We start from the raw sequence: 24,007 nt of genomic DNA, 5'->3' as shown, positions 1-24,007 counted from the left end.
TATTATTTTTTAATAGCGTTAACAATATCACTGGCCGACATAGCCTTGGCCTGCTCGTCTATCTTCTGCTGATAGCGCTCGGGCGTGATGGGAACAATCTCCATCTGGTCGGTCAACTTAGTGATACCATTGGTCACGTACTTATCGCCAACTTTCAATCCGCTGGTCACAATATAGTTCATACCATCGTTCTGTGGGTCAACAGTAATCTCGGTGTAAGCCACCTTATTATTCTCCTTCAGCACATACACAAACTTCTTGTTCTGCACTTCCATCACCACACGCTGGGGAATAACGATGGCTGAATCGGCCACGCTGGGAATGACAATAGAACCTGAGCCTCCGCTCTTCAGCAGCTTCTCGGGATTGGGGAACTGAGCCTTCAACTGTACAGAACCTGTAGAACGGTCAATGACACCGCTGATAGAGGTCACATGACCGTCATAAGCATACATCGTACCGTCGGCCAACTGCAGTTTCAAAGGAGGGAATTTCTCTACGGCGCCCTTCAGGCCACCTTCACCCTGAGACATTGTCAGCATGTCTTTCTCGGTCATAGAGAAATAGACATCCATAGTGCTGATATCTGATACGTGGGTCAGTACATTTGAAGCACTCACCAGCGCACCTTTCTTCAATGGCAGCGTACCAACGACACCAGCTGCAGGACTCTTCACATAGCAGAAGCTCAGAGCCTCTTTAGCGGAAGACAGGGCTGCCTGGGCCTGGGCCAACTGAGCCTGAGCACTGAGGAAAGTATTCTCGGCAGTCTGCAACTCATAGTCGCCTACCACCTTGCTGGCATGCAATTTCTTCGTATTATCAAAAGTCAGTTTGGCTGTATTCACCGCACTCTGGGCAGTGTTTACGGCAGCCTGAGCCTGGCGCACCTGCGCCTGATAGGTCTCGTTGTCAATCACGAAAAGCACCTGACCAGCGCTCACCGTCTGACCTTCTGTCACGTTAATCTGAGTAAGGAATCCTGAAACTTTAGGACGGATTTCCACGTCCTGAACACCATTAATCGTTGCTGGATAGGTGGACTGTAGCGAGGCATTCTGTGTGGCTACAACATCCACAGGGTACTCATTGTCGCCAAACGTTGGACGGCCACCGCCTCCACCACACGACATCAGCACGGTTGCAACAACTGCAACCAGCATCATTTTGTTCTTCTTCATAATAGTTCTTAATACTTAAATTTATATATAAATTCTGTTCCGATATTGAAAACTCATTGAAAAAATGAAGTTTCCGAATTGCAAAGGTATAAAAAAAGGTACAAGTTGTAACACTCATACCTCTATTTTTACATGTTATTAATATTTTATTAATATTCTATATAGATTCCTTAACATCCTTAAAGAACTTCCAGAACTTATCCGAGAAGTATTTGTTTTGCAGACCTGCAGGCACATATACTGTTACGTCGTAGGAATCGAAGGCTTCATCGATGATGGGCGGATACTTCTTGGGACACACAATCTTAGTCAGACGCTTGCAACCTTTGAAGGCATTCTTCTGAAGGCGTTCAATGCTTTTAGTAAGGGTAACGGCTTGTAAAGATTTGCATCCCATAAAGGTAGCTGGTTCAACAAAACGAACGCCCTGAGGCAGTGAGACCTCCTGCAAAGCCACACAGTCCATGAAGGCAGAATCACCAATCTCTTCCATTCGTTCGGGGAAGGAGATGGCTGTCAGGTCTCTGCAACCACGGAAAGCCTGCGGGGCAATATAGCCAATGCGATCAATTATTGTAGTATTCTTACAACCTGCTACTAGCATCAGCGTACCTTTCCACGTACAGATAATACCATTGCAGTTGTCGCGTGAGTCATAATGTGTATTGGTGGAATCCACACTGATAGCCTCCAAGGCAGGACAGTCGGCAAAGGCGCCATAGGCAATATCTTCCACTTGCGAAGGGATGACAATCTCCGTCAACTGGTCTGCATGAGCAAAGGCCTCTGCCTGAATCTGCTTCAGACCCACAAAATAGCGAAACTCCTTGAAGCTCTTCAAGTTGCAGCCACTAAAGATAGTACCTATACTATCCACAGCTGCTGCATCAACGCTTGTCATCTCCGTAGCGTCGGCATCAATCCATCCCTGCTCACGTGCTATTTTTATCAGGGGTTCATTTGTCTGGAGGGTCGCAATGACCTCCATTTCCACTTCTGGTGTGTCGTCATCATCGGGCGAACCCACCATATTGATTGCTAAAAAACACAGGGCAAAGATGGCAAGTGTTGCTAATCCGCCCAAAAACCAGATTTGTTTGTAAAACGGTGTTTTCTCTTCAGTTTCCATTGTTTTATTGATTGTTTTTGGTTATGATATTTTCAATCCCATTGATTGTGCTTTCTCCATCAACAGTTTCATCAAAGGCTCGCGCTCGTTCTCCACCTTATTGTCAAGGACGGCATCTTTCAGATACTGTTTCAGCGTGCCCACCTCGCGAGAAGGCTGCAGATGGAACATTTCCATGATTTCATTGCCGTCGATAACAGGCTGCAACAGGCGCTTATAGTCTTTCACCTGCAGATCTGCCAGTTTTTCGCGAACCATACGGAAATTCTCCAGGAACATCTTTTTCTTGCCTTCATTCTTCGAGGTGATATCAGCCTCGCAGAGTGTCATCAGGTCATCAATATCATCGCCTGCATCATTCAACAGACGACGGACAGCAGAATCGGTCACCTCACTGTCGGCAATGACCTGCGGACGCATATGGAGGTCAACAAGTTTCTGCACATATTTCATCTCGCCACCCATTGGCAGTTTCAGGCGGCGGAATATCTCGGGTACCATCTTCGCACCAATAAAATTATGGTTATGGAAGGTCCAGCCCGCAGATGGTTCCCAACGCTTAGACTTGGTCTTACCGATATCATGAAGCAGGGCGCCCCAACGGAGCCATAAGCCTCCATCGTGAGCCACGACATTCTCAAGCACTTCCAGTGTATGATAGAAATTATTCTTATGGGCGCGTCCGTTTTTCTGTTCAACGATGTCGAGAGCAGCCAGTTCAGGCAGGATGATATTCAGGAGTCCTGAGCGCTGCAAGTCAACGAAGCCCTTACTGGGATGGGGAGACATGATAATCTTGTTGAGCTCCACTTCAATACGCTCGCCACTGACAATCTTGATACGGTCGGCCATGCGTTCCAAGGCCTCGAAGGTCTCATCCTCTATCTGGAAATTCAACTGGGTGGCAAAACGGATGCAACGCATCATACGCAGTGGGTCATCACTGAATGTGATACCCGGCTCCAAAGGTGTGGCGATGATACCATCCTCCAAGTCGGCCAAGCCATTAAAGGGGTCTACCAATTCACCGAAGCGGCTCTTATTCAGACAAATAGCCATCGCATTAATCGTAAAGTCACGACGATTCTGATCATCCTCCAACGTACCATTCTCCACAATGGGTTTTCGCGAGTCATGGCTATAGCTCTCCTTTCGGGCTCCCACAAACTCCACTTCTGTATCGTGGAATTTTACTTGAGCAGTTCCGAAATTCTTGAATACAGAGAGATGGGCCTTGCGTCCCAACATATGTTTCAGTTCCTGAGCCACGGAGATACCGCTACCCACCACAACCACATCGATATCATTTGAAGGGCGCTCTAAAAAGATATCGCGTACATAGCCACCTACCACATAGCACTCCAGTCCTAAGCGATCGGCAGCCTCGCTGATTTGATGAAATATATTTTGGTCTAATATCTCGGCCAGTTCTTCGTCAGAATACAACTTCATTCTTTATCTTTCTCATGATTTGGACTGCAAAATTACAAAAAAAACACCACCTAGTATGTCAATTTAATTATTTTTAGTAACTTTGCCACAGAATTAAATCTAAATATGATTTCCAAAGAATGAAAAGATATTTTATTATTATTCCAGTCATCATCGCCACACTGTTTACAACGGCATGTAGCAACTCACGCAGAGACGAGATTGAAGCGCGGAAAGCAGCCCTAAAGCACAAGCAGGACTCCAGTTTACAGGCCGCCCAACAGGAGTTGGCCGTCGTTGACTCCACCTTAGAGGCGGTCAAGGCAGAATATGAACAGAAGAAAAAAGAAGTAGAGGCTCATAAAGCGGCCCTGCAGGCTACAGAAGAGGAGCTCACCAACCTGACATTACTGCGTATGCACCGCGACTCCCTGCAGGTTCAATGGAATGCCTTAGGCGCCAAAATCAAGTATATCAGGATGAAAAGTCAAGACAGTCACAACGACCAGTAGACTGCCTGCCAGAAGTAGGAAATCCCAAATTTCGCTATAGCGACGGTTCAACGAGAAAAGTGCTCGTAAAGTAAAAAAGCGAGTTTTTCCTTTGCCGTTCTCTCAACTTTTCGTAACTTTGCACCCGAATTATGGATAGATTTGAAAAGACAAACGCAGAATTTGAGGCCGCCATTGCCGAATGCCGTGACATGTTTTCCAAGAAACTGCACGACTACAAGGCGTCTTGGCGCATTTTGCGTCCATCATCACTTACTGACCAACTGTTTATCAAGGCTAAGCGTATCCGCTCACTGGAAATCAAGCAGGAGTCACTGGTTGGCGAAGGTATCAGACCTGAATTCGTGGCGCTGATTAACTACGGCATCGTAGGATTGATACAATTGGAGAAAGGTTTTGCCGATACGGTGGATATGGACAATGAGGCCGCCATGGCACTCTATGACCATTATGCCCATGAGGCCCTGGAACTGATGAAACGCAAGAACCACGACTATGACGAGGCGTGGCGCGGCATGCGTGTAAGCAGCTACACAGACCTGATACTCACTAAGATTGAGCGTATCAAGGAGATAGAGAACCTGAGCGGAAAGACTCTCGTCAGCGAGGGTATTGACGCTAACTATATGGATATCATCAACTACGCGGTCTTCGGACTGATTAAGTTGGGAGAATGAAAAAAGCGATAGTCAATCTGTGTCGCCTGCTTTTAGCGGCGGTCTTTATCCTTTCAGGATTCGTCAAGGCCGTAGATCCGCTGGGTACGCTATACAAGATGCAAGACTATCTGCTGGCCATGGATCTGGGCGGGTGGCTGCCCGACTTGGCATTATTGGCCTTCGCCGTAGGACTGTCGGCATTGGAGTTCTGTCTGGGAATCTTCATGCTGTTTGCCATCAGGCGCAGGCTCACATCCAGGACAATGGTGATTGTTCTGGCTATCATGACATCACTGACACTATGGCTGGCACTGACCGACCCCATCAGCGACTGCGGATGCTTTGGCGATGCGCTCGTATTGACCAACTGGCAGACGTTCTGGAAGAACATCATTCTTCTGACCGCAGCACTCGTCGTTGCAAAATGGCCCTTCGGGATGATTCGATTCATCAGCAAGTCAAACCAATGGATTGTCATCAATTACTCGTTACTGTTTATCCTGATTATCTCAGGATGGAGCCTGTACGACAGACCGCAGTTTGACTTCCGTCCCTATCACGAGGGAACAGACTTGCGTGAAGGATGGAACCTGATGATGGAGGGCAACGAGTCGCCCTACGCTGACTTCTTCATAGAGAAGGCCGATGACGGGGAGGATATCACGGAACAGGTGCTCAACAACGAAGGCTACACCTTTCTGCTGATTGCGCCCTGGCTGGAGAAAGCCGACGATTCGCAACTGGACTTGATAAACCAGGTCTACGAGTATGCAGAAGACAATGACTATCTGTTCTATTGCCTGACAGCCAGCGGAGAATCGGGCATCAGCCTTTGGCGCGACATCACAGGTGCCGACTACCCATTCTGCCAGACCGACGGGACAGTACTGAAGACGATGATCAGAAGTAATCCCGGACTGCTGTTGCTGAAAGACGGCAAGGTGATACGTAAATGGAGCCATAACAGGCTGCCCGATGAATATGACCTGGCACGACCTCTGGAGGAACTGGAGTTAGGACAGGCAGCCGGCAATACGATGGGCCGCCATATCGCTGAGGTGATGCTTTGGTTTGTATTACCATTGTTACTGCTCTCCATCACTGACCGGTTGTGGATGTGGTCCAAATGGATAAGGAAACGAAAAAATAGTAATTCTATTAATAAAAAAGAAGTAAAAATGAGAAAGAAAATTGTTGCAGGAAACTGGAAGATGAACATGAATCTCCAGGATGGTATTGCTCTGGCAAAGGAGCTGAACGAGACATTGAAGGCTGAGAAGCCCAACTGTGGTGTAGTTATCTGCACACCATTCATCCACCTCGCTTCTATTGCACAGTTCCTCGACCAGGACATCATCGGCCTGGGTGCAGAGAACTGCGCAGACAAGGAGAAGGGTGCTTTCACTGGTGAGGTTTCTGCCGAGATGGTAAAGAGCACTGGTGCTCAGTATGTCATCCTGGGTCACTCTGAGCGTCGTGAGTACTACAAGGAGACTCCCGAGATCCTGAAGGAGAAGGTGCTGCTGGCTCAGAAGAACGACCTGAAGGTTATCTTCTGTATCGGTGAGTCACTCGAGGAGCGCGAGGCAGGCAAGCAGAACGAGGTCGTTAAGGCTGAGCTTGAGGGTAGCGTATTCAACCTCTCTGAGGAGGATTTCCGTAAGATCGTTATCGCCTACGAGCCAATCTGGGCTATCGGTACCGGTAAGACTGCTACTGCTGAGCAGGCAGAGGAGATTCACGCTTACATCCGTTCAATCATCGCTGAGAAGTACGGTCAGGCTGTTGCCGACGACACCACTATCCTCTATGGTGGTTCTTGCAAGGCAAGCAACGCTCCTGAGCTCTTTGCTAAGCCCGACATCGACGGTGGTCTGATCGGTGGTGCTTCTCTGAAGGCTGCTGATTTCAAGGGTATCATCGATGCCTTTAAGTAAAAAGTAAAAAGGTAAGAAAGTAAAAGAGTAAAAAGAGTAATGATTATGCGTATGAAAACAGGATTATTGCAATCTATTATTAAAAAGGTAATAGTCATTTTACCCTTTTACCTTTTTACTTTTTTACCTTTAACCGCACAGACTTTCACCCAGCGCATACAGAAGACTACGGCTGGTGAAGGTACTATAACCATTCATCAGGATACAGCCATCGATGAACTGGTCAACGGTCCGGTATCCCCTGCGAAGCCCGCACCGGCTCCAAAGAAGACGACACCTGCACCCGTCAAACCTGTCACAAAGGCAAAAGACACACCTGTCATGCAAATCAAAGACACGACAGTCAGTCATAGTCAGCAAGAGACAGAGACCGACAGCACACAGATTACCCCAAAGCGTGTATTCAAGACTGTAGGCTACAGAGTACAGGTATTTGCAGGAGGCAACACACGTCAGGACAGGCAAAGAGCCGAACAGGCCGGACGTTCACTTAGGACACTCTTCCCAGGCGAGGAAGTTTATGTTCACTTCTATTCTCCACGATGGATTTGCCGGTTAGGCAACTACCGCACTTATGAGGAAGCCCACGAAAAGATGCTGGAAGTACGAAAACTGGGCTACGACGCTGCTACAGTCGTCAAAGGAAAAATCACCGTCACAGAATCTATAAAATGACATTAGAACCCGAATACAGAGAAGGCCTCGACGAATTGGCCGTACACTATAAACGAATTCTGGAACTTCTTGGAGAAGACCCGGATCGTGAAGGTCTGCAGAAGACCCCCATGCGAGTGGCAAAAGCTATGCAAGTGCTGACTCGCGGCTATGAAATGGATGCACACAAAGTGCTCACCGACGCACTTTTCAAGGAAGACTACAATCACATGGTCATTGTCAAGGACATTGACTTCTTCTCGCTCTGCGAGCATCATATGCTGCCTATGTACGGAAAGGTACATGTGGCTTATATCCCCAATGGCTATATCACTGGCCTCTCAAAGATTGCCCGTGTGGTTGATATCTACAGCCACCGACTGCAAGTACAGGAACGCATGACGATGCAGATTCGTCAGTGCATCCAGGAGACTCTCCACCCTCTCGGCGTCATGGTTGTTGTCGAAGCCAAGCACATGTGTATGCAGATGCGTGGCATTGAGAAACAGAACAGCATCACCACAACCAGTGAGTTCAGTGGTGCCTTTGAGCAGGCCAAGACCCGTCAGGAATTCATGAATCTCATTCATCATAACAACGCTTTATAGTAATCAGATTATGTATCAGAAAGATCGCGGATCATATCGCAACAAAGAATCACTCTTAGTGGAGTTCCAGCACAGTTGTCTGGGACGTGTTGTCATCGCAGCTGCCATTCTTGCTGTTATCGCCATCTTTGCTATCATTACCTGTCCCTCAGAAGAGACGATGCATGAAGAGATGAACGACAACATCCGTCAGTGCATCGAGGAAAGAGACAGTCTGGCTGTCGACTGGATTGATGACGCCATCAACAATTTCGGTTACATCTTCACGACTGCCGACACAACCATCAATACGGGGGCGATGAAGAGTTTCCAGGAGCATAACACACTGGTATACCACAATCACCTGCTCTTCTCTACCATGCACCTGCATAACACCTTCCAGGTACAGGGTATGCGTTGCGGCATCGGTATTCTCGGCATTGTGATACCCACGGTCAATTTCAACGACTTCATACTCAAGACGGGAACGATGCGCAAAGAGTATAACCAGCCAATCATACGAAACACCATAGCCGACGATGACTACATGGGTGAGACCCCAGACCTCGGAGGCGTATTTGAATATGAAGGGGATTAGATTATTTGTTCTAATCTACACACTGTTACTGGGCATGGCTATCCATGCCCAGCAATCGTTACAAATCACCGGTGTCATCACTGACGAAGAGACCGGAGATTCAATTTCTTTTGCCAGTATTGTCTATAAGGGGCACAATATCTCCACGGTAGCCAACGTATTCGGCCAGTATACCATTCCCCGTCAGGAAGGCTGGAATATCACGGTAAGTGCCGTAGGCTATAAGTCACGCATCATCCCTGTCAACAGCAAGACGAGGCGCAAGCTGAATATCACACTGAAACCCGCCAGGCAGGAACTGGCCGAAGTAACCGTAAAATCTAAGCGCAACCGGTATAGCCGGAAGGACAATCCGGCCGTGGAACTGATGCGGCGCGTGGTGGCAGCAAAGAAAAAGACCGACCTCAGCAATAATGACTATTATCGTTACAACAAATACGAGAAGCTGACACTGGCTCTCAACGACCTGACGCCCCAGCAACTGGAGAGTCCGTTTTTCGCCAAGAGACCATGGTTACTCAATCAGGTTGAGGTCAATCCATACACCAACAAGCTGGTGCTCCCTATCAGTGTAGATGAGACCGTCTCACAGAAATTCTACCGCAAATCACCGAAAGACGAGAAGAATATCATCCAGGGACAGACGTCAACGGGTATCAATGACTATTTCCAGACGGGCGACATCATCAATACCGTGGTCAAGGATGTATTCACCAACGTAGACCTTTATCAGGATGATATCCGCATCCTTCAGCGCCCGTTCACCTCGCCCATGTCGGAAAAGGGCATCGGTTTCTACCGTTATTATATAGAGGACACGCTAGCCATAGGACAAGACAGTTGTATTCATCTGGCCTTCGTCCCCAACAATATGCAGGATATGGGATTCCGCGGTGACCTGTATATACTGAAGGACTCAACCCTTCACCTGCGTCGCTGTCAGTTGTCTATCCCCAAACAGAGCAATGTCAACTTCGTGGAGAGTCTGCAAGTGCTGCAAGAATACGAGAAGCTACCCGACGGACAATGGGTTCTGACTACTGATGATATGATTACCGAACTGCAACTCTTTGATTTTATCAGTGCCGGTGCTATCGTCACGCGTATCACCCGTTATTCAGACTATGACTTCAGTGAGGTGCCCAACAAGATATTCCACGGACAAAAGAAGGAAGTGACAGAAGCCGATGCACAGATGCGTGACAAGGCATTCTGGGACCAATACCGCCAGGTGGAACTGACACGTAGCGAGAACTCCATGGACAAATTCATGGAGAACATCCAGAACATGAAAGGGTTCAAATACATCATCTACGGACTGAAGACTCTCATGGAAAACTCTATGGAGACGGGCGATCCGAATTATATTGATATCTGTCCCATCAACACCCTACTAACGAGGAACTACGTGGACGGATGGCGCACACGCCTCAGCGCGAAGACCACAGCCAACCTCAACAAGCATTTCTTTCTGTCGGGCTATTACGCTCACGGCTGGGGCAGTCATCGCAATTACTACGATGCAGAGATGACCTATTCGCTCAATGCAAAGAAATACCTGCCGCACGAATTCCCCAGACGCACCATGACCATACAGTCGTCACAGGATATCTGTTCACCTAACGACCGTTTCATGGAGTCCGACAAGGACAACATCTTCGTAGCCATGAAATGGGCCGAGACCAATAAGATGATGTCCTATAACCGGCAGAAGGTCAGCTTTGAATATGAGACCGACTGGGGCCTGAAAGCAATCATCAGCGGAAAGACGGAAGAGAACGAGGCCTTCGGGGCCATGAATTACCAGACACTCGACAAGCCCTTTGTTCCCATCAACAGTAAAACCGGCAACGGTGAATATCTGCGTACGACAGAGGCCTCCTTTTACGTGAGGTATGCCCCCGGCGAAACATATATCAACAACAAGCTGCGCAGGCGCGTCATCAACCTGGATGCCCCCGTATTCAGCCTCAGCCATACGATAGGTTTTAACGGTGTCCTGGGAGGCGATTACAACTTCCACCTGACCGAGGCGCATATCTTCAAGCGTTTCTGGCTGAACAGCTGGGGAAAATTTGACGTAGACCTGAAAGGCGGTATCGAATGGGATCAGGTACCCTACCCTCTCCTCATCATGCCGGCCTCCAACGCGTCGTATATCATTCAGAAGAATACATTCAGCCTCATCAATACGATGGAGTTTGTCAACGACCGCTATGTATCCCTGATGCTGGCATGGGATATGAACGGAAAGATACTGAACCGCATTCCATTAGCCAAGAAACTCTATTGGCGCGAGTACCTGGGAGTAAGGATGCTTTGGGGTGACCTTTCAGATAAGAATAACCCAGAGAAGAATCCTGGCAATCCCCGTCTGATGTATTTTCCCGAGGGTACCAATATCATGAACCCCAACCGGCCATATATGGAAATGGTGGTTGGAGTCCACAATATCTTCAAGTTCTTCCGAGTGGAATATGTGAAACGCCTGACTTACAAGGACCTGCCTTCAGCACCTCACTGGGGCATGCGCTACGGCGTATCACTCACATTCTGACACACGGCTCTTCACTCAGAGTCAGTAGTCATAGTCATCTTCTTCATCTTCGAAATCATCGTATACCCCACGAGAACGTTTCTCCTCACCCCAGCAGTCATCACTCTGGCGGCTGAATACCTCGTCAGTAAATCTGTCTCCTGATTTTGGAAGACTGTTCTGGCGCAGACAAACGCTTTCCACATGCAGGACGCAGGATGAAGGCGTCATATATCTCTTTTTCATCTTTCCAAATACTTTTTACCCTTATTTATCACCAGTCCACCCGTTCCTTTGGAAGGACGTCCCGACAAATCATATCTCAAATCGGCAGCAGTCTGCTTGGGCTCCACGTTCATCTGCCTGTCTACGACCGTCGGCTCTTCCTCCCATTGCAAGACAAGGCCTCTTGTTCCTGCGACAGGTGTGTAATCGAGATAGGCACGGTTTGCAGGAATAGTTGTACCGTTATAAAGCCAGAAACCTAATTCCCTGTCACCATCCTTTGCATGTCCCAGCGTCAAGACGCTTCCCGCTTCAACAGTCGTTTCTTCCGTCGTACCCTTAAGCAGGTTCATGTCTGTTATGGCATCAGCATCTGCCACACGCGACAGCCATTCATACTTTTTCTGTCCGGAGGCTCTCAGAAGCACAGGCACATTCTTGGGAAGTACCGTGACCGGCACCTCCTTCACCTTCAGTACGCCATCACTGATCTGCGATGCCACATACACCGATATATCACCAGGGACCGCTGCATCAAAAGGCAGGCATGTAGTAGCCCACCCCTCAGTACTCGTCGTCATGGAAACGGGGGCCGGCAAATCAATGACAATAGGATTGCCTGGTGAGCCAGTGATACCATTGTATATAAATGACAGGCCAGTATCCACCTCTATAACACGGCCCTCGTAAAGAACCTTAAAATACAGAGGCTCACCTGTCTCGTCACCATATACCGTGAAGAAATACACGCCAGGTTTCTGGGAAGACGGCGTACCCTTGCCACGTATGGAATTGCCGGAGAACACGGCTGGCGTAATATCCTGCAACGGCACGCCATTCATCCGTACTTCCACGGAGACTGACATGTTTCCATAATAGTCGTAAGGGTTGACATCATCAAACATCCCTCCTGTCTGCGCTTGCAGATAACCAGGAATCACCAAGAAAAGCAACAGCAAGATGGCTGTCCGTGGCCCCTCCCACGAGGGGAGGGGGACGGATAGCGTTACAAATGATCGGTATTTTATCAAGCCTGTCATTTCACTGTTTTCTTTTTCCCGTTAAGGATATATACACCTTTAGATAACCTGCGAGGAGCGTTCTTACCTTGATGAACCATACGACCACTGAGATCATAGACTGCTGTATTATCAACATCAACCATAATCTCACTGATACCTACGGCCTCATTAAGGTCAAGAAGCACCGGCTGCTTAGGCGTGCCGTAGACAGCATCTGCCTCATAGGCAAGTGCATATGGCAACTCAAGAATCTCGTTCTCAACAGCCACCTTGAAATTCAGCATAGCAGCATCATCACCAGGAATCGTGAGATAAGCCATACCGTTTTCATTGGTAACAGCAGCCGTACGGCACTCATCGTCCACATACACGCCCAGTTCCACATGACCCACAGGCTTACCACCATTGACAACCCTTGCAGCCATGACAGCGTTGCCAGAATAGAGGCGGAAATCTACAGGCGAGAACACACTGAGCGATGAATGAGCTGCCGGAGAGACAGCCTGTCGTGCCCCAGCCACAGCAACCGTTGGATAACCAAAAGTACGTGCGCCATCAGAAACACTCTTCAGCATGTAACCCTTTCCAGGTTCTACAAGACTCATGGAGCCGACCCACTCGCTCGCGTCATAGTAGGCCACGCCACTCTGTCCTTTCAGCATATCGCCGTCAACAGCATTCAGACCGGCCAGGGCATTGTCCAGAGATGAAATCTGACGACCATAGTAGCCAATCCAGTTCCAGCCTTTGTTCACCGTAATCTGGCAGTCATCAGGATTCACACGCTGACCGATGACATACAGGCTGCGGTCGTTCTTCATCTTCACGGCATACATCTGGTCGTTAGTCAGATCCACATTGAGACTTCCATCCCATTTGCCGTCTTCATACATCAGCCATCCATTATTCTGTGTCTTGATGATGCTGACGTCGTCAGCAATCTTCTCCAGGATGGACTCAGCCGACATATTATCAGCCTTTACGTTCAGAGACATCCAGTTCCAGCCAGTCTTCAGCTCGGTTGACTGTTCAATCTTGTCAAGAACGGTAAACAGAACAGGTTCTGTGTACTTTCCTATCAGGGCAAGCGATTCAAACTTCACAGCACGATCAGGCTCTACAGCAGGATAGACCGTTCCCGTAGAAGCATCATAGGCACGGAAGGTCACAGTCTTGTTATTATCCGATGCATTATTTCCAAAGATATCCATCGTCACGAAGTAACCGTCGTAGCGGTCCTTGTATTCAAGATGTGCGACACCACGACACTCGTCGCCAATGAAGGCAGCCACGATATCCTTGTTGTCGTTCATCAGCGTACCGTCCAGCTTCACCTGTCCGATGATATTCATCGAGCCCTCAAAGTCTCTTGGGTTCACACTCCACAGAGGTGCCTGTCCCTCACTGACGACAGTCACATTCAACGGAGCTGCAATATTCTGTGAGCCCGTCAGGTAAATGGTCGTCTCGTAAGTACCGATAGGCAGATTCTCTGCAACGGTAAAGGCCAGTTGGGCAGAAGCCAGCGGCATCAGTGAACCACCGTCCACGTTAGCGCTCAGCCATGACGGCATTCCGCTTAAGCTCCAGCTCTCACTCTCTGATCCCCTATTCTCAATAGTGGCATTAAAGCGTGCGGCGTTGGTTCCGACCTTGTTGACTTCAACTTCTGTCTCCTGCCAGCGCAGTTTGTTCTGTTGCACATAGACAGTCCATGTAATAGGATCGCATGTATTACCATTCACATCCTTCACGTTCTTGGCAGTGATGCAGATGTTGCAGCCTTCAATTTTTGCAGGTTGTTCCTTCAGATTCACCTTAATCTGACGCTCACTGGCAACAAAGTCAAACAACACATTCTCGTATTTCGGAGCCTGTTTCAGGGCTGCCGTGTTATCCGGACTGAGTGTTGAGAGCTGGGGAGTGAGAACCAAGCCATCAGCATCGAAGCAGGACAGCTGCTCTGCCGCAGAGTTCTTGGATACGCTGTTATCAAAGGTACCCGTTGTCACAATCTGGTTGTACGCGTCCTTCGTGAGTTTCTCCAGCGGATAATAAGCCACCAGACCCGGTTCATCTGCCTTCACGCGTACGTACATATTATTGTTAATGACATCAGCAGTACGACGTCCTTTCCAGATACGTACCTCATCAATAGCGCCCTTCATCTGCTGTGAGAAGGTGTAGACGCCATTGGAAACCTGATTACGACGACCGCCCAGCATCAGTTTGTCACCAAACAACTCAGGCATAGCCGATGCAGAAATCTGCTTGCACTGCAGACCATCTACATAGACAGTACCCATTCCATTGGTACTCTTCAGCACGTTCACAGCCACATGGTGCCACTGTCCGTCACGCAAATCCCTGTTATAGACCTCTGCAGACGAGCCATTAACATCAAGTTCCATCTTACCCTGCGCATTCAGGCGCAAATCCATCTTGACAGTACTCAGTACCGAAGCAGCACCATCCTGCTGTTTGTCGGCCTTGAACCATGCTTCCACAAGATAATCCTCTTTTTCAGTGGTGTTCAGGCTTCCAATATTGACGGCAGCAGTTTTCGTACCATCGAGCACAAGTGCATAGTTGTCGCCATCTATCCACCATGCATTCTGAGAAGGCAGGGTCATATGACGTGAGCGAGCCTTGTCGGTAGCCACGCTGCCATGTCCCTCGTTCAGTTGCCAATAACCGATAAGGCCATTTGTAAACTGGCTCTTGGTAGTGTACATCTCTGCCTGAGCCTCAGCCATAGAGCGGTTACCGTTCCAAACGGCCAGTTCCTGTACCTTGGCAGTCAGGTTGTTGCCACCAATACTCAGCGGTCCGTTGCCCTCGTAGGCATTTGCCGTCAAACTATTGAAAAGCGACACGGTTTCTGAATCCATGGCATAGCCGGCACTCACCGTCTTTGCCTGCGCATCATAGCCCACATTCAGATACAGCCATTTGTTCTTGGGCAATGGATCACCTCCCGTCACGGTCTTACCCGCCACACTGACAGCCAGTTTACCATCCACGATGGCTACGTTGAAGTTGTAATCAGAAGTTCCATGGGTCAGCAGCGTACCATCAGTGCTGTAGTTTACCCACATACTGGTAGTAAACGACTTGCCGTTGAGGTCGATGGTAGCATCAGTCTTGGACACGGAATTGCCGGATACACTGAGAGCCACATCATGCGCCACCTCACTCTCATTGAGTACGCCAAACACATCAAAGTTGTTGGGCTGCGTCAATGCAGAGCCCTGGATGTCTTCATTGAAGGTAATAACCAAGTCATCACCGCTGGTCAGTATTCCACTGGCAGGACTTGGCGTTGCCATCAGCATAGGAGGCGTCATATCACGGATAACCGTTATCTCCTCGCTCTCATTGTTCACCTCAACACCACCCTGGTCGCACACAGTGATGGCGCGGAACACGTAGGTCTTGTCACTGAAGCTGCTTGAACGCAAGTCAAGCACATAATTCAGCTTCGCCGTACCAGCCAGCGCAGGCAGCGCCAGGAGGTTAGGATCACTGGCCAGTTTGGCGGCATCCTTCGTATACTCCTGCAAGGTACGGAAGTCGGCATCATGTTCGCCCTTATACTGCAGACGGATACCTTGCAGCGAAGCCATCGCATAATTATAGCCACTCATCGACAGCGTAACAGGTGTCTCGGTGTCGGTATTCACAAGCGTGTGCGAAGCGGTCAGTTTAATATCCGAACATGACGGTTGGAAGTATACATAGAATTCCGTTGAGTCTGCAATCTCAGCATAAGTGCTGGTATTATCCTTCTGACACTGTGACGCAATACGCAAATGCACTCTTTCATAATTCAGCACATCGGGATTCGACTGACTCACTGTAAGCGTCTTCACCATCGTCTCACCAGCTTTCACCAGGATGGTATTACCCTTGCTCAGGTTGGCGCCATCCATCGTAACGATCAGTCCGTCGGGGTTAGAATCAGGCGTTACCAAGAGGTCGAACCACAGATCCTCACCCGTATCACTATTGTTGCGGATATACACCTTGAAAGTACCAGAACCGCCAGCAGGAATACCCGTGATGGTGTGCGTCTGGGCTTCAATCTCAGGTTTCTCAATCTGCACGGTCTTTGCAGAAATCACCGTACCCTTCTCGTAGTACTCGGTCACCACCTCGTCCTCATAAGGACAACTGGTAGCACCGCCACGGGTTACGAAGATGGGACCCATGCCGTCGGGGGCGTTGAACACATCTACCGACAGGTAGTCGTCGTCACCATCCTCGGCCAGCGTATAGCTCATGGACACGGAAACAGTTGTATCGTTCTGCTCCTCGCTCGTCCATTCGTTACCGTTTTTCTCTTCCAGTTCAGCACCGATACCAAGACCAGAGAAGGTGTAACCCAACTCCAGACCAAGAATGATGTTGAATCCGTCGGACTGGGAACTTGTCGATGAAGTTCCGTTTTCCGTACTTACCGTCTGGGTAACGCTGGCACCGGCAGAGATAGAATGGTTTTCCTTCAGCCACTTATTGCGGTTCTGGATAGCCGTCACCTTGGCCTCCTCGTTCTTGCGCAGCTCATTCTCCCACTTGTTAATCTGTACGTTGTAGTAGTTCACCATATCCTGATAGTCCTTACCCAACTCGTGATCCATGGGAAGGAACATTGTGTATGACGGTCCGCTATAGATACCGTCTTTCACCTTATCAACTCCTACTGCCTGAGAACCCCAGACGCTCTTATCGCTATTGCTGGTACCATACTTTTCATTGTCCTCGCTCAGCGTGGTGACGTACAGAGGCTCTTCGCCCACTGCAGGACGGGGTATACCTGTCGTCGTGGCAGAAGGCGTAAGCAGTTTGTTACGCATATCCACGAAATTCGGAATCAGCACGTTCTTGATATAGTTCTGGTCGTACATGAAGCCGGTAGTAAACTCCTCACCCATCGAAAGAGCATCTTCCTGTATCAGTTCTGCCTTACCGTTCACGTTGTCCCACTTGATATCCACTGAACGACAGGCGCCGAAGATGATATTCTTGGAAGAACCGATGAACACGTCGCCTACAGCACCCACGAAGTCCATGGCATCACTGGTAGAGATATCACGGGTCGTCGTCGTGGTCTGCACGGTGGTATTGCCCGACGTACGCTTAGCAGAGTACTCGGCACCAGCCTTGATATTAACCTTGCTACTCAATTCATTTATGACCATGAAACCGACACCAACACCTGTTTCCGCCTTCACACCGGCATAGATCGTTGAGTTGATACCCGTTTCATTGGTATACTCCGTGGTCGTTGTCTTGGTCTTGCTGATGGTCGTACCCTTGCTCCATGTCACAGAAGAGCCTGTTCCTGGGGGATCGCGCAGCACCATGAGCACCTCATCCGGACCTTCCGTCACGAAGTTATTACCCGTTGGCAGGCCGCCAAGCACAATCACCTTGAACTTACCGTTCTCGCTCCACTCCATCTCAGTACCATTGTTATCGTAGCTGATAGACAGGCCGCGCGTGTAGGGAGCCTGGATATTGGGGAAACCCACGGTAAAGTTATAGACCGCCTTACCATTATCGTCCAGTTCCAGTTTATCATCAACCATCTCGCCCACAGAACCATCAGCCTGTGAAACGGAAGTAGTCGTTGCATACTGGTTCTTGATGGTCACCTCCTTACCAGCAAGGGGCACCTCGTCTACAACCGGTTTGTCTCCGTCGTAGTTGGTATAGCGCTCATAGGCATATACCGTGTACTTATAGGAAGACAGTTCCTGATAGACAGGATAGCCGTTGGGATTCTCATTGCTCACACCGAAGGTGTACTGCACCTTGCCGTTGGCATTGGGGATGACATTGCCGGTAACGTCGTCATAGTCGTAGAGTTTCACGACATGCTCCACGCCGCTGAGATCCTTCACCTTGTAGTTCTTCATACCAAAGGTGCCATTCTTGTTCTCAGACAGTTCAATCGTTGAAACAGCCTTATACTCCATCTTTGCACTGCCCACATACTCGAACTTCTGCCATACACCGTCCACCTCAACAGAGTCGGTGTAAACAAGGTTGGGATTCGTTGCGTCGATGGTGGGCAGACTGAGCTGATCCTTCGTGATGGCATCTTCATCGGGTCTGCCGGGGAATGCCACGGAGGTCACGTCGTAGCGCAGCGGGGGCAACTGAGCCACCCACTCACCTGTCTTCGAGTCGGTCTCAATCGTAATGAAGTTCTTTGATCCGGGTACATACGCCTTACCATACGATGTTTCCAAGTCGCGCTGTACCTTATTTATATTTACGGTCTTTTTCGTATCGTCAGGATCGGGCTCTTCCACATTCAGATAGCCATTCTCGTTCGAGAGCTCCAGTTTCAGCGTGGCCTTACCGATATTGTTCTTACCCTGATTCAGACCGAGAGGCTTTTCGTACTCGATATCACCACCGGCCACACGTCCGGCTACGGTCACCGTAGTCTGGTCATAGAAGGTCACGTCTCTCAACTCCCTGTCGAAGTTGACACGCTCTCCCGTGCCATTGGGATCAGCCGGATAGCGACCATCGTTCAGGAACGTATGACCATTCTTCTTCACCTGGATGAAATGCTCGCCAATAGGCACGCTGATTTCAAACTCACCCTTGGAATTAGTCATGATAGGCTCACCATCCTTCGAAGCCATCAGGCCGTCAACATACAGATAAGCCTCCTCTACAGGAATACTGGTATGTTCATAATATACCACGCCACTAACGGGGAACGAACTCACATCGTCAAAGTCCACACCATTGTGCACCAGTGAGTTGTTGCCCACATAGCGCAGATGCTGCTGCGGGTTGAACTTATGAACGCCCAAGGCAGGTATGATGGCATAGGTCGTACCCTCACCCGTGAACGGAACACCCTGGATGATATAGTTTCCGTCCTTGTCGGTCTTGGCCTTCAATGCCAGGTCCTCAGGTGTAAACGTTGAACTTTCGGTGTTACTGCCAATCTTACCGTGGTGCTCGTTATAGACGGTTCCGTCGCGCGAGTAGTCGAAGAACTGGGTACGCAAGCCTTCATCAAAGGTCCAGTAGGTTTCCAGGTTCTTCTCGTTACCCACGAGCAGATGGTCGTAGTTCTCCTTGATTTCATCCTCGGTAAGACACTTTGTCCACAGACGGAATTCATCGACATAACCCTTGAAGTAACCCAGCTGGAACTGGGTAGCGCTACTCAGGTCAAGTGTTCCAATGGTCTGCGTCTCCTTCAACAGCTTTGGATTGCCGAGTGAATCGAGCTCCACCAGATAACAGGTCACACTCGTCCCCTTACGCGTTAGCGCCACATGATTGTAGGCGCCTTTCTTCAGTTTGATGTTGAAGAAATACTGTTTCTTACCGTCGCAATAGATGATCCTGCCATCACTGAAAATACCAAATGCGCCCACGTTTTCACCCTTCAGTCGTGCCATCCACTTGTTAGGATACTCCTCGGGAGCAATCCACATCTGCATGGAGTAGTCGCCAGTGGCAAACTTATTCTTGGCATAGTTGGCATCGGGATAATTCCACGTCACCACACTCTGTTCGGTATCAGTGAAGTGCATGGAGTGGAACTGTTCCAGGTTATCACCTGACGAAGAGCTCTTTTCCGCAATTACATCGGCACCGGCCACAGAACTGCCCGTTGAACCGAAGGTGATTCGTCCGCTCACGGTACCGGTAGTCTGTGCGAAACCGATATCAGTAGCTTCATTGGAGATGATCTTACCGTTGTCACACTTGTCCTGCACGGTGATGCGGTAGTCATAGTAGATGCCGGGAAGTGGCGTCTCATCAGTATAGAACAGGTACTCATCGGTGCTCGATGTACGATAAAGAGTGGTCCAGGCCTCATCTTCCTTCTCAGTGCGCCTTCTGTCCACGATATAGGTTTTGGAAGTAGTAGAGCCCTGCAGGTCAACATGCCACGACAGTTTCACCGTACCGGGATAAGCGCCCTTCGTCGCAGTGAAGTCATAGAACAGCGTACCACTGCCGATAGCCTTGCTTTGTACGGCATCTGAATTAAATGTCTTATCACCGATGACACCCTCCACACGATAGTTGTGGGGCTCGCAACCGTTCAGCGGTTCCTCAGTGTAATGGATTCCGTCCTGAACACCATTCTGGCGGTCGTTATGCTTGTCGGTAGTACGATGTTCCCAGCGGAAACTTGTCTGGTTGTTCGTAGGCGTGATGGTATATATAGGCTCCGTCTCATCGTCTACATAGATATTGAACTTATTACCCCAGTTGGCAGGGTAGCCGTCGGATGTCCAGGTGAACACGATGCGGTCTTCCTTACTCTCAGCCTTGAAACCGTTGACAGGCACCTTACGCTGGGTGCTCACCGGGTAAGGTTTGGATGTCAGTTCCTTGAGTTGCGTATCTAATGGCCAGCCTTTCCATACATAGCATATCGTATAGGTGACTTCCTGATCCACCGGAACATTATTATCGGTAAAGGATTTCACAGATTGAGCAACATCCCCCACTTTGTTACCATTACGGTAAATCACCCACTTAGTGCCCCAATCGCCTGTCTCGTAATTACCATTATCCGCTGTCCAGTGAAGCGTCACCGAATTATCAGCCTGATTGTACGACGCACCTGAAATGGTGGCAAGAGGCATTTGAGCAAATGTCTTTGCACCAGCTGACGAGGTATAATACTTTGTGCCGTTGCCGGCATCGCGGTCACGGGGATGCGCATATTCGTGATAAGGTGCAATGGTAAACTGTGAGCGCATATCCTTGCCGATGTCGCTCAACTTGAATGTATACGAGCCATTGTTATAGTTCGATATGTTTTTGATACCAATTTTGCCCTCGTATTTGCCATCGATGGCAGTACAGAGGTGCGTGCGTCCATCCGTATTCTGAGAACCGCCAAAACTATAAGGAATGGTTACCGTACCATCGGGCGACACGCTGAATTCTCCATTCCAGTTCAACTGACGTACATTAAAGGTATAAGGACAGGCCACAGTCTGGGTTACGTCCACCAGTGTAGAACTGCTTTTATTCCAATACCACCAGGTACCCCACAGACGTACGGTGATATTCGTATTAAGCATATCAAAGGGAATCTTCCACATTGTTCTCATCCACGTAATCTTTCCCTTTCCATCAGTTCCTTCATGGTAACTGTACTTAAACTGTCCACCATAGTCCCATGAGTCATTCGTGGTCCACTGCTTGTCGGAGTAGTACTGTTTCTTTGAATAGATGTTATACATACGACGGTTATAACCGTTCTCGTTACAGCACAGGTTACCGGCATACTTATAGGAGTCGCTGCCCACCTTCATGTGTACACCGAGACCCCACGCGTAGTTGTCGCCTTCAAAGAAACCCTCATCGGCTCCCTCATCATTCCACACGACGGTACCCCACCTGATATACGGGTCACCGTCATTGGTAATATAGGTCACATTCTCCTTGAAGGGATACCACGACTTATAGTCAGTCTGGGCATTAATCCCCATGGCGGAGAATACAAATAACAGTACTAGGAGAAAAACATGTTTCCCCATACTCACATCACTCATGCGTAGCCATACCCATGGCCGTCGCAGAAAAAGAAACCAGTTGGCAATCATAAAATAGTTAGGTTTATATTGAGTTAATTATTCACTGGTCAATGCTTTAGGTCACTACCTGTAGACGCTGCAAAATTAAACAAAATCCGCAAAAACTCCAAAAAAATAATCAGTTTTTCATAAAAAAAGCATAAAAAACCTGTTATGTTGGCATACAAAACAAAAAAAGTCTGAGAATCTGTTGACTCTCAGACCTTTAACTTGGTCGGGATTACTGGACTCGAACCAGCGACCTCGCGCCCCCCAGACGTGTGCGCTACCAACTGCGCTAAATCCCGATCCTTAAAGCTTAGCACTGACGTTTTCGTCGAATGCGGGTGCAAAGGTACGGAGTTTTTCCGAGACTACCAAATTTTTCCTTATTTTTTTTGCGTTTTTGCAAAAAACTTTAATTATTTCGGTGCCATAGCACGTTTATTGCATTTATTTTGTATCTTTGCATCAATTATGACAACATATCAAATAACTGGACCCAAACGATTACAGACAACCGTCAAGTTGCCCGCATCGAAGAGTATATCAAATCGTGCACTCATCATTCATGCACTGTCGGGAGGCACTATCCTTCCTGAGAATCTGAGCGATTGCGACGACACCGAAGTCATCATACAGGCATTGAAAAACATGCCTGAGGTCATCAACATCAAAGCGGCCGGTACCGCCATGCGTTTCATGACAGCCTTCTTGGCTGCCACCGAACATGGAGAGCATGTCATCACCGGAACGGAACGTATGCAGCACCGTCCCATCAAAGTCCTGGTGGACGCCCTGCGCCGCCTGGGAGCAGACATCAGCTACGAAGGTGAGGAAGGTTTTCCGCCACTGCGTATCAAGGGAAAGACACTGGAAGGCGGGGAACTGGATGTTGCAGGCGACATCAGTTCACAGTATATCTCTGCCCTGCTGATGATAGGACCCGTCCTGAAGAAGGGACTGACCCTGCGCCTGAATGGTGAGATCATCTCCAGGCCCTATATAGACCTCACCCTCTGGACCATGCGCGAATTTGGTGCCGATGCCGAATGGATATCCATGGACACCATCAAGGTGGAGCCGAAGCCATACGTCCAGCGTCCCTATTTCATTGAGAGCGACTGGAGTGCTGCCAGCTACTGGTACGAGATGGTAGCCCTGTCAGACGACCCTGAGGCAGAAGTAAGACTGGAAGGCCTGATGGACGGTTCCAAGCAAGGTGACTCCAGCGTACGGTATATTTTCAGTTTGCTGGGAGTAAAGACCATCTTTGCATCAAAGACCCCCGGAAAGCCAACCACCGTCACGCTCACTAAGAGTGGACATCGCGTGCCTCGCCTGGAATACGATTTTGTCAATGTGCCCGACTTGACTCAGACTTTTGTCTGCACTTGTTGTGCTATGAACATACCATTCCACTTCACAGGCCTACAGACATTAGAAATCAAAGAGACCAACCGTATTAAGGCTCTAAAAACAGAACTTGCCAAATTGGGATACTACATAGAAGCCATCAACGGTTGTGAGCTAAAATGGGATGGAAAGAAACCTCAGGGCTCAGACCTCAGGGCTCAGACCACCATCGATACCTACGAGGATCACCGTATGGCTTTGGCATTTGCCCCACTCGGATTCAAGATGCCAATCTGCATCAACAACCCACAAGTTGTCACTAAGTCCTACCCACATTATTGGGACGATTTAAAGAAGGCACAATTCACCATTCAAGAATAAGACAATATGGAGTTTGCGCTGATTTGCATCGGTTCAATAGTAGTATTAGGTATTGTTGCGGCACTGGCATCCATATTCACCAAGGGCGGCACCGACGAGCCCGTGGTGGAGGCCCACGACTGTGCCTCGTGCAGCAGTAAGGTATCCGGTGACTGTAAAATTGCCTGTCTGATGGAAGAGAAAAAGAAGCGAGAAGGCAATAAATCAGACATTTAGGAGTT

Annotated in this window: 15 protein-coding genes and 1 tRNA gene; 9 read left to right on the top strand and 7 right to left on the bottom strand. The window is 48.9% G+C overall.

Annotation, left to right across the window (positions count from 1 at the left end):
- Window positions 1-2: 2 nt before the first annotated feature.
- From L6466_RS02470 to L6466_RS02460, 3 genes are all read right to left on the bottom strand, one after another.
- Entirely contained in the window at window positions 3-1,181 is a 1,179-nt protein-coding gene (locus tag L6466_RS02470) for an efflux RND transporter periplasmic adaptor subunit (protein ID WP_091818966.1), read from the bottom strand.
- A gap of 157 nt (window positions 1,182-1,338) precedes the next feature.
- Window positions 1,339-2,310, bottom strand: coding sequence for a leucine-rich repeat domain-containing protein (locus L6466_RS02465; RefSeq protein ID WP_237802201.1), 972 nt, complete (start codon window positions 2,308-2,310; stop codon window positions 1,339-1,341).
- A gap of 21 nt (window positions 2,311-2,331) precedes the next feature.
- Entirely contained in the window at window positions 2,332-3,762 is a 1,431-nt protein-coding gene (locus tag L6466_RS02460) for a CCA tRNA nucleotidyltransferase (protein ID WP_237802202.1), read from the bottom strand.
- A gap of 119 nt (window positions 3,763-3,881) precedes the next feature.
- Between L6466_RS02460 and L6466_RS02455 the strand changes: the two genes are divergently transcribed.
- The 7 genes from L6466_RS02455 (at window position 3,882) to L6466_RS02425 (ending at window position 11,245) form a co-directional block, all read left to right on the top strand.
- Window positions 3,882-4,253, top strand: coding sequence for a hypothetical protein (locus L6466_RS02455; protein WP_091854204.1), 372 nt, complete (start codon window positions 3,882-3,884; stop codon window positions 4,251-4,253).
- Window positions 4,254-4,384: 131 nt separating this feature from the next.
- Complete coding sequence (locus L6466_RS02450; protein ID WP_091818962.1) at window positions 4,385-4,930, top strand: DUF1599 domain-containing protein; 546 nt, start codon at window positions 4,385-4,387, stop codon at window positions 4,928-4,930.
- A complete protein-coding gene (gene tpiA / locus L6466_RS02445; RefSeq protein WP_091818961.1) occupies window positions 4,927-6,849 on the top strand; it encodes a triose-phosphate isomerase in 1,923 nt (640 codons plus the stop codon). Before L6466_RS02450 ends, tpiA begins: the two co-directional genes overlap by 4 nt.
- Window positions 6,850-6,900: 51 nt before the next feature.
- A complete protein-coding gene (locus L6466_RS02440) occupies window positions 6,901-7,524 on the top strand; it encodes an SPOR domain-containing protein (RefSeq protein WP_237793467.1) in 624 nt (207 codons plus the stop codon).
- Complete coding sequence (gene folE / locus L6466_RS02435) at window positions 7,521-8,111, top strand: GTP cyclohydrolase I FolE (RefSeq protein WP_091818960.1); 591 nt, start codon at window positions 7,521-7,523, stop codon at window positions 8,109-8,111. Before L6466_RS02440 ends, folE begins: the two co-directional genes overlap by 4 nt.
- A gap of 10 nt (window positions 8,112-8,121) precedes the next feature.
- Window positions 8,122-8,688, top strand: coding sequence for a hypothetical protein (locus L6466_RS02430; RefSeq protein WP_091818959.1), 567 nt, complete (start codon window positions 8,122-8,124; stop codon window positions 8,686-8,688).
- Window positions 8,675-11,245: a DUF5686 and carboxypeptidase-like regulatory domain-containing protein gene (locus L6466_RS02425; RefSeq protein ID WP_237802203.1), complete on the top strand. Its 2,571-nt coding sequence runs from the start codon at window positions 8,675-8,677 to the stop codon at window positions 11,243-11,245. The genes L6466_RS02430 and L6466_RS02425 overlap by 14 nt, the downstream gene beginning before the upstream one ends.
- Before the next feature lie 21 nt (window positions 11,246-11,266).
- On the opposite strand, the gene L6466_RS02420 is transcribed toward L6466_RS02425, so the two are convergent.
- From L6466_RS02420 to L6466_RS02405, 4 genes are all read right to left on the bottom strand, one after another.
- On the bottom strand, window positions 11,267-11,470 hold the full coding sequence (locus tag L6466_RS02420; RefSeq protein ID WP_237793469.1) for a hypothetical protein: 204 nt from the start codon (window positions 11,468-11,470) through the stop codon (window positions 11,267-11,269).
- Window positions 11,467-12,489, bottom strand: coding sequence for a hypothetical protein (locus L6466_RS02415; RefSeq protein ID WP_237802204.1), 1,023 nt, complete (start codon window positions 12,487-12,489; stop codon window positions 11,467-11,469). The genes L6466_RS02420 and L6466_RS02415 overlap by 4 nt, the downstream gene beginning before the upstream one ends.
- The gene (locus tag L6466_RS02410; protein ID WP_237813065.1) at window positions 12,486-22,079 is read right to left on the bottom strand and encodes a LamG domain-containing protein; all 9,594 of its coding nucleotides are present in this window, start codon (window positions 22,077-22,079) and stop codon (window positions 12,486-12,488) included. The genes L6466_RS02415 and L6466_RS02410 overlap by 4 nt, the downstream gene beginning before the upstream one ends.
- Window positions 22,080-22,281: 202 nt before the next feature.
- A tRNA-Pro gene (locus tag L6466_RS02405) sits at window positions 22,282-22,357 on the bottom strand.
- A 169-nt stretch (window positions 22,358-22,526) separates the two neighbouring features.
- On the opposite strand from L6466_RS02405, the gene L6466_RS02400 reads away from it, so the two are divergent.
- Both L6466_RS02400 and L6466_RS02395 read left to right on the top strand, forming a co-directional pair.
- Window positions 22,527-23,786 carry a 3-phosphoshikimate 1-carboxyvinyltransferase gene (locus L6466_RS02400; RefSeq protein WP_237802206.1) on the top strand — a complete coding sequence of 420 codons (1,260 nt, stop codon included), beginning with the start codon at window positions 22,527-22,529 and terminating at the stop codon, window positions 23,784-23,786.
- A gap of 6 nt (window positions 23,787-23,792) precedes the next feature.
- Window positions 23,793-24,002, top strand: a complete 210-nt coding sequence (locus L6466_RS02395; RefSeq protein ID WP_091818956.1) for a hypothetical protein — start codon at window positions 23,793-23,795, stop codon at window positions 24,000-24,002.
- Window positions 24,003-24,007 lie beyond the last annotated feature (5 nt).

The organism is Prevotella communis, from assembly GCF_022024175.1.
In the GTDB taxonomy this organism is placed as follows: domain Bacteria; phylum Bacteroidota; class Bacteroidia; order Bacteroidales; family Bacteroidaceae; genus Prevotella; species Prevotella communis.
Note: the sequence above shows the minus strand (reverse complement) of the source record. Positions and strands in the feature narration are given on the sequence as shown.

Excerpts from the sequence above, each read along its gene's own strand:
- L6466_RS02430 (WP_091818959.1), top strand. The coding sequence starts at position 8,122 with ATGTATCAGAAAGATCGCGGATCATATCGCAACAAAGAATCACTCTTA.
- L6466_RS02425 (WP_237802203.1), top strand. The coding sequence starts at position 8,675 with ATGAAGGGGATTAGATTATTTGTTCTAATCTACACACTGTTACTGGGC.
- L6466_RS02400 (WP_237802206.1), top strand. The coding sequence starts at position 22,527 with ATGACAACATATCAAATAACTGGACCCAAACGATTACAGACAACCGTC.
- folE (WP_091818960.1), top strand. The coding sequence starts at position 7,521 with ATGACATTAGAACCCGAATACAGAGAAGGCCTCGACGAATTGGCCGTA.
- L6466_RS02460 (WP_237802202.1), bottom strand. The coding sequence starts at position 3,762 with ATGAAGTTGTATTCTGACGAAGAACTGGCCGAGATATTAGACCAAAAT.
- L6466_RS02420 (WP_237793469.1), bottom strand. The coding sequence starts at position 11,470 with ATGAAAAAGAGATATATGACGCCTTCATCCTGCGTCCTGCATGTGGAA.
- L6466_RS02415 (WP_237802204.1), bottom strand. The coding sequence starts at position 12,489 with ATGACAGGCTTGATAAAATACCGATCATTTGTAACGCTATCCGTCCCC.
- L6466_RS02455 (WP_091854204.1), top strand. The coding sequence starts at position 3,882 with ATGAAAAGATATTTTATTATTATTCCAGTCATCATCGCCACACTGTTT.
- L6466_RS02440 (WP_237793467.1), top strand. The coding sequence starts at position 6,901 with ATGAAAACAGGATTATTGCAATCTATTATTAAAAAGGTAATAGTCATT.
- L6466_RS02465 (WP_237802201.1), bottom strand. The coding sequence starts at position 2,310 with ATGGAAACTGAAGAGAAAACACCGTTTTACAAACAAATCTGGTTTTTG.
- tpiA (WP_091818961.1), top strand. The coding sequence starts at position 4,927 with ATGAAAAAAGCGATAGTCAATCTGTGTCGCCTGCTTTTAGCGGCGGTC.
- L6466_RS02470 (WP_091818966.1), bottom strand. The coding sequence starts at position 1,181 with ATGAAGAAGAACAAAATGATGCTGGTTGCAGTTGTTGCAACCGTGCTG.
- L6466_RS02450 (WP_091818962.1), top strand. The coding sequence starts at position 4,385 with ATGGATAGATTTGAAAAGACAAACGCAGAATTTGAGGCCGCCATTGCC.
- L6466_RS02410 (WP_237813065.1), bottom strand. The coding sequence starts at position 22,079 with ATGATTGCCAACTGGTTTCTTTTTCTGCGACGGCCATGGGTATGGCTA.
- L6466_RS02395 (WP_091818956.1), top strand. The coding sequence starts at position 23,793 with ATGGAGTTTGCGCTGATTTGCATCGGTTCAATAGTAGTATTAGGTATT.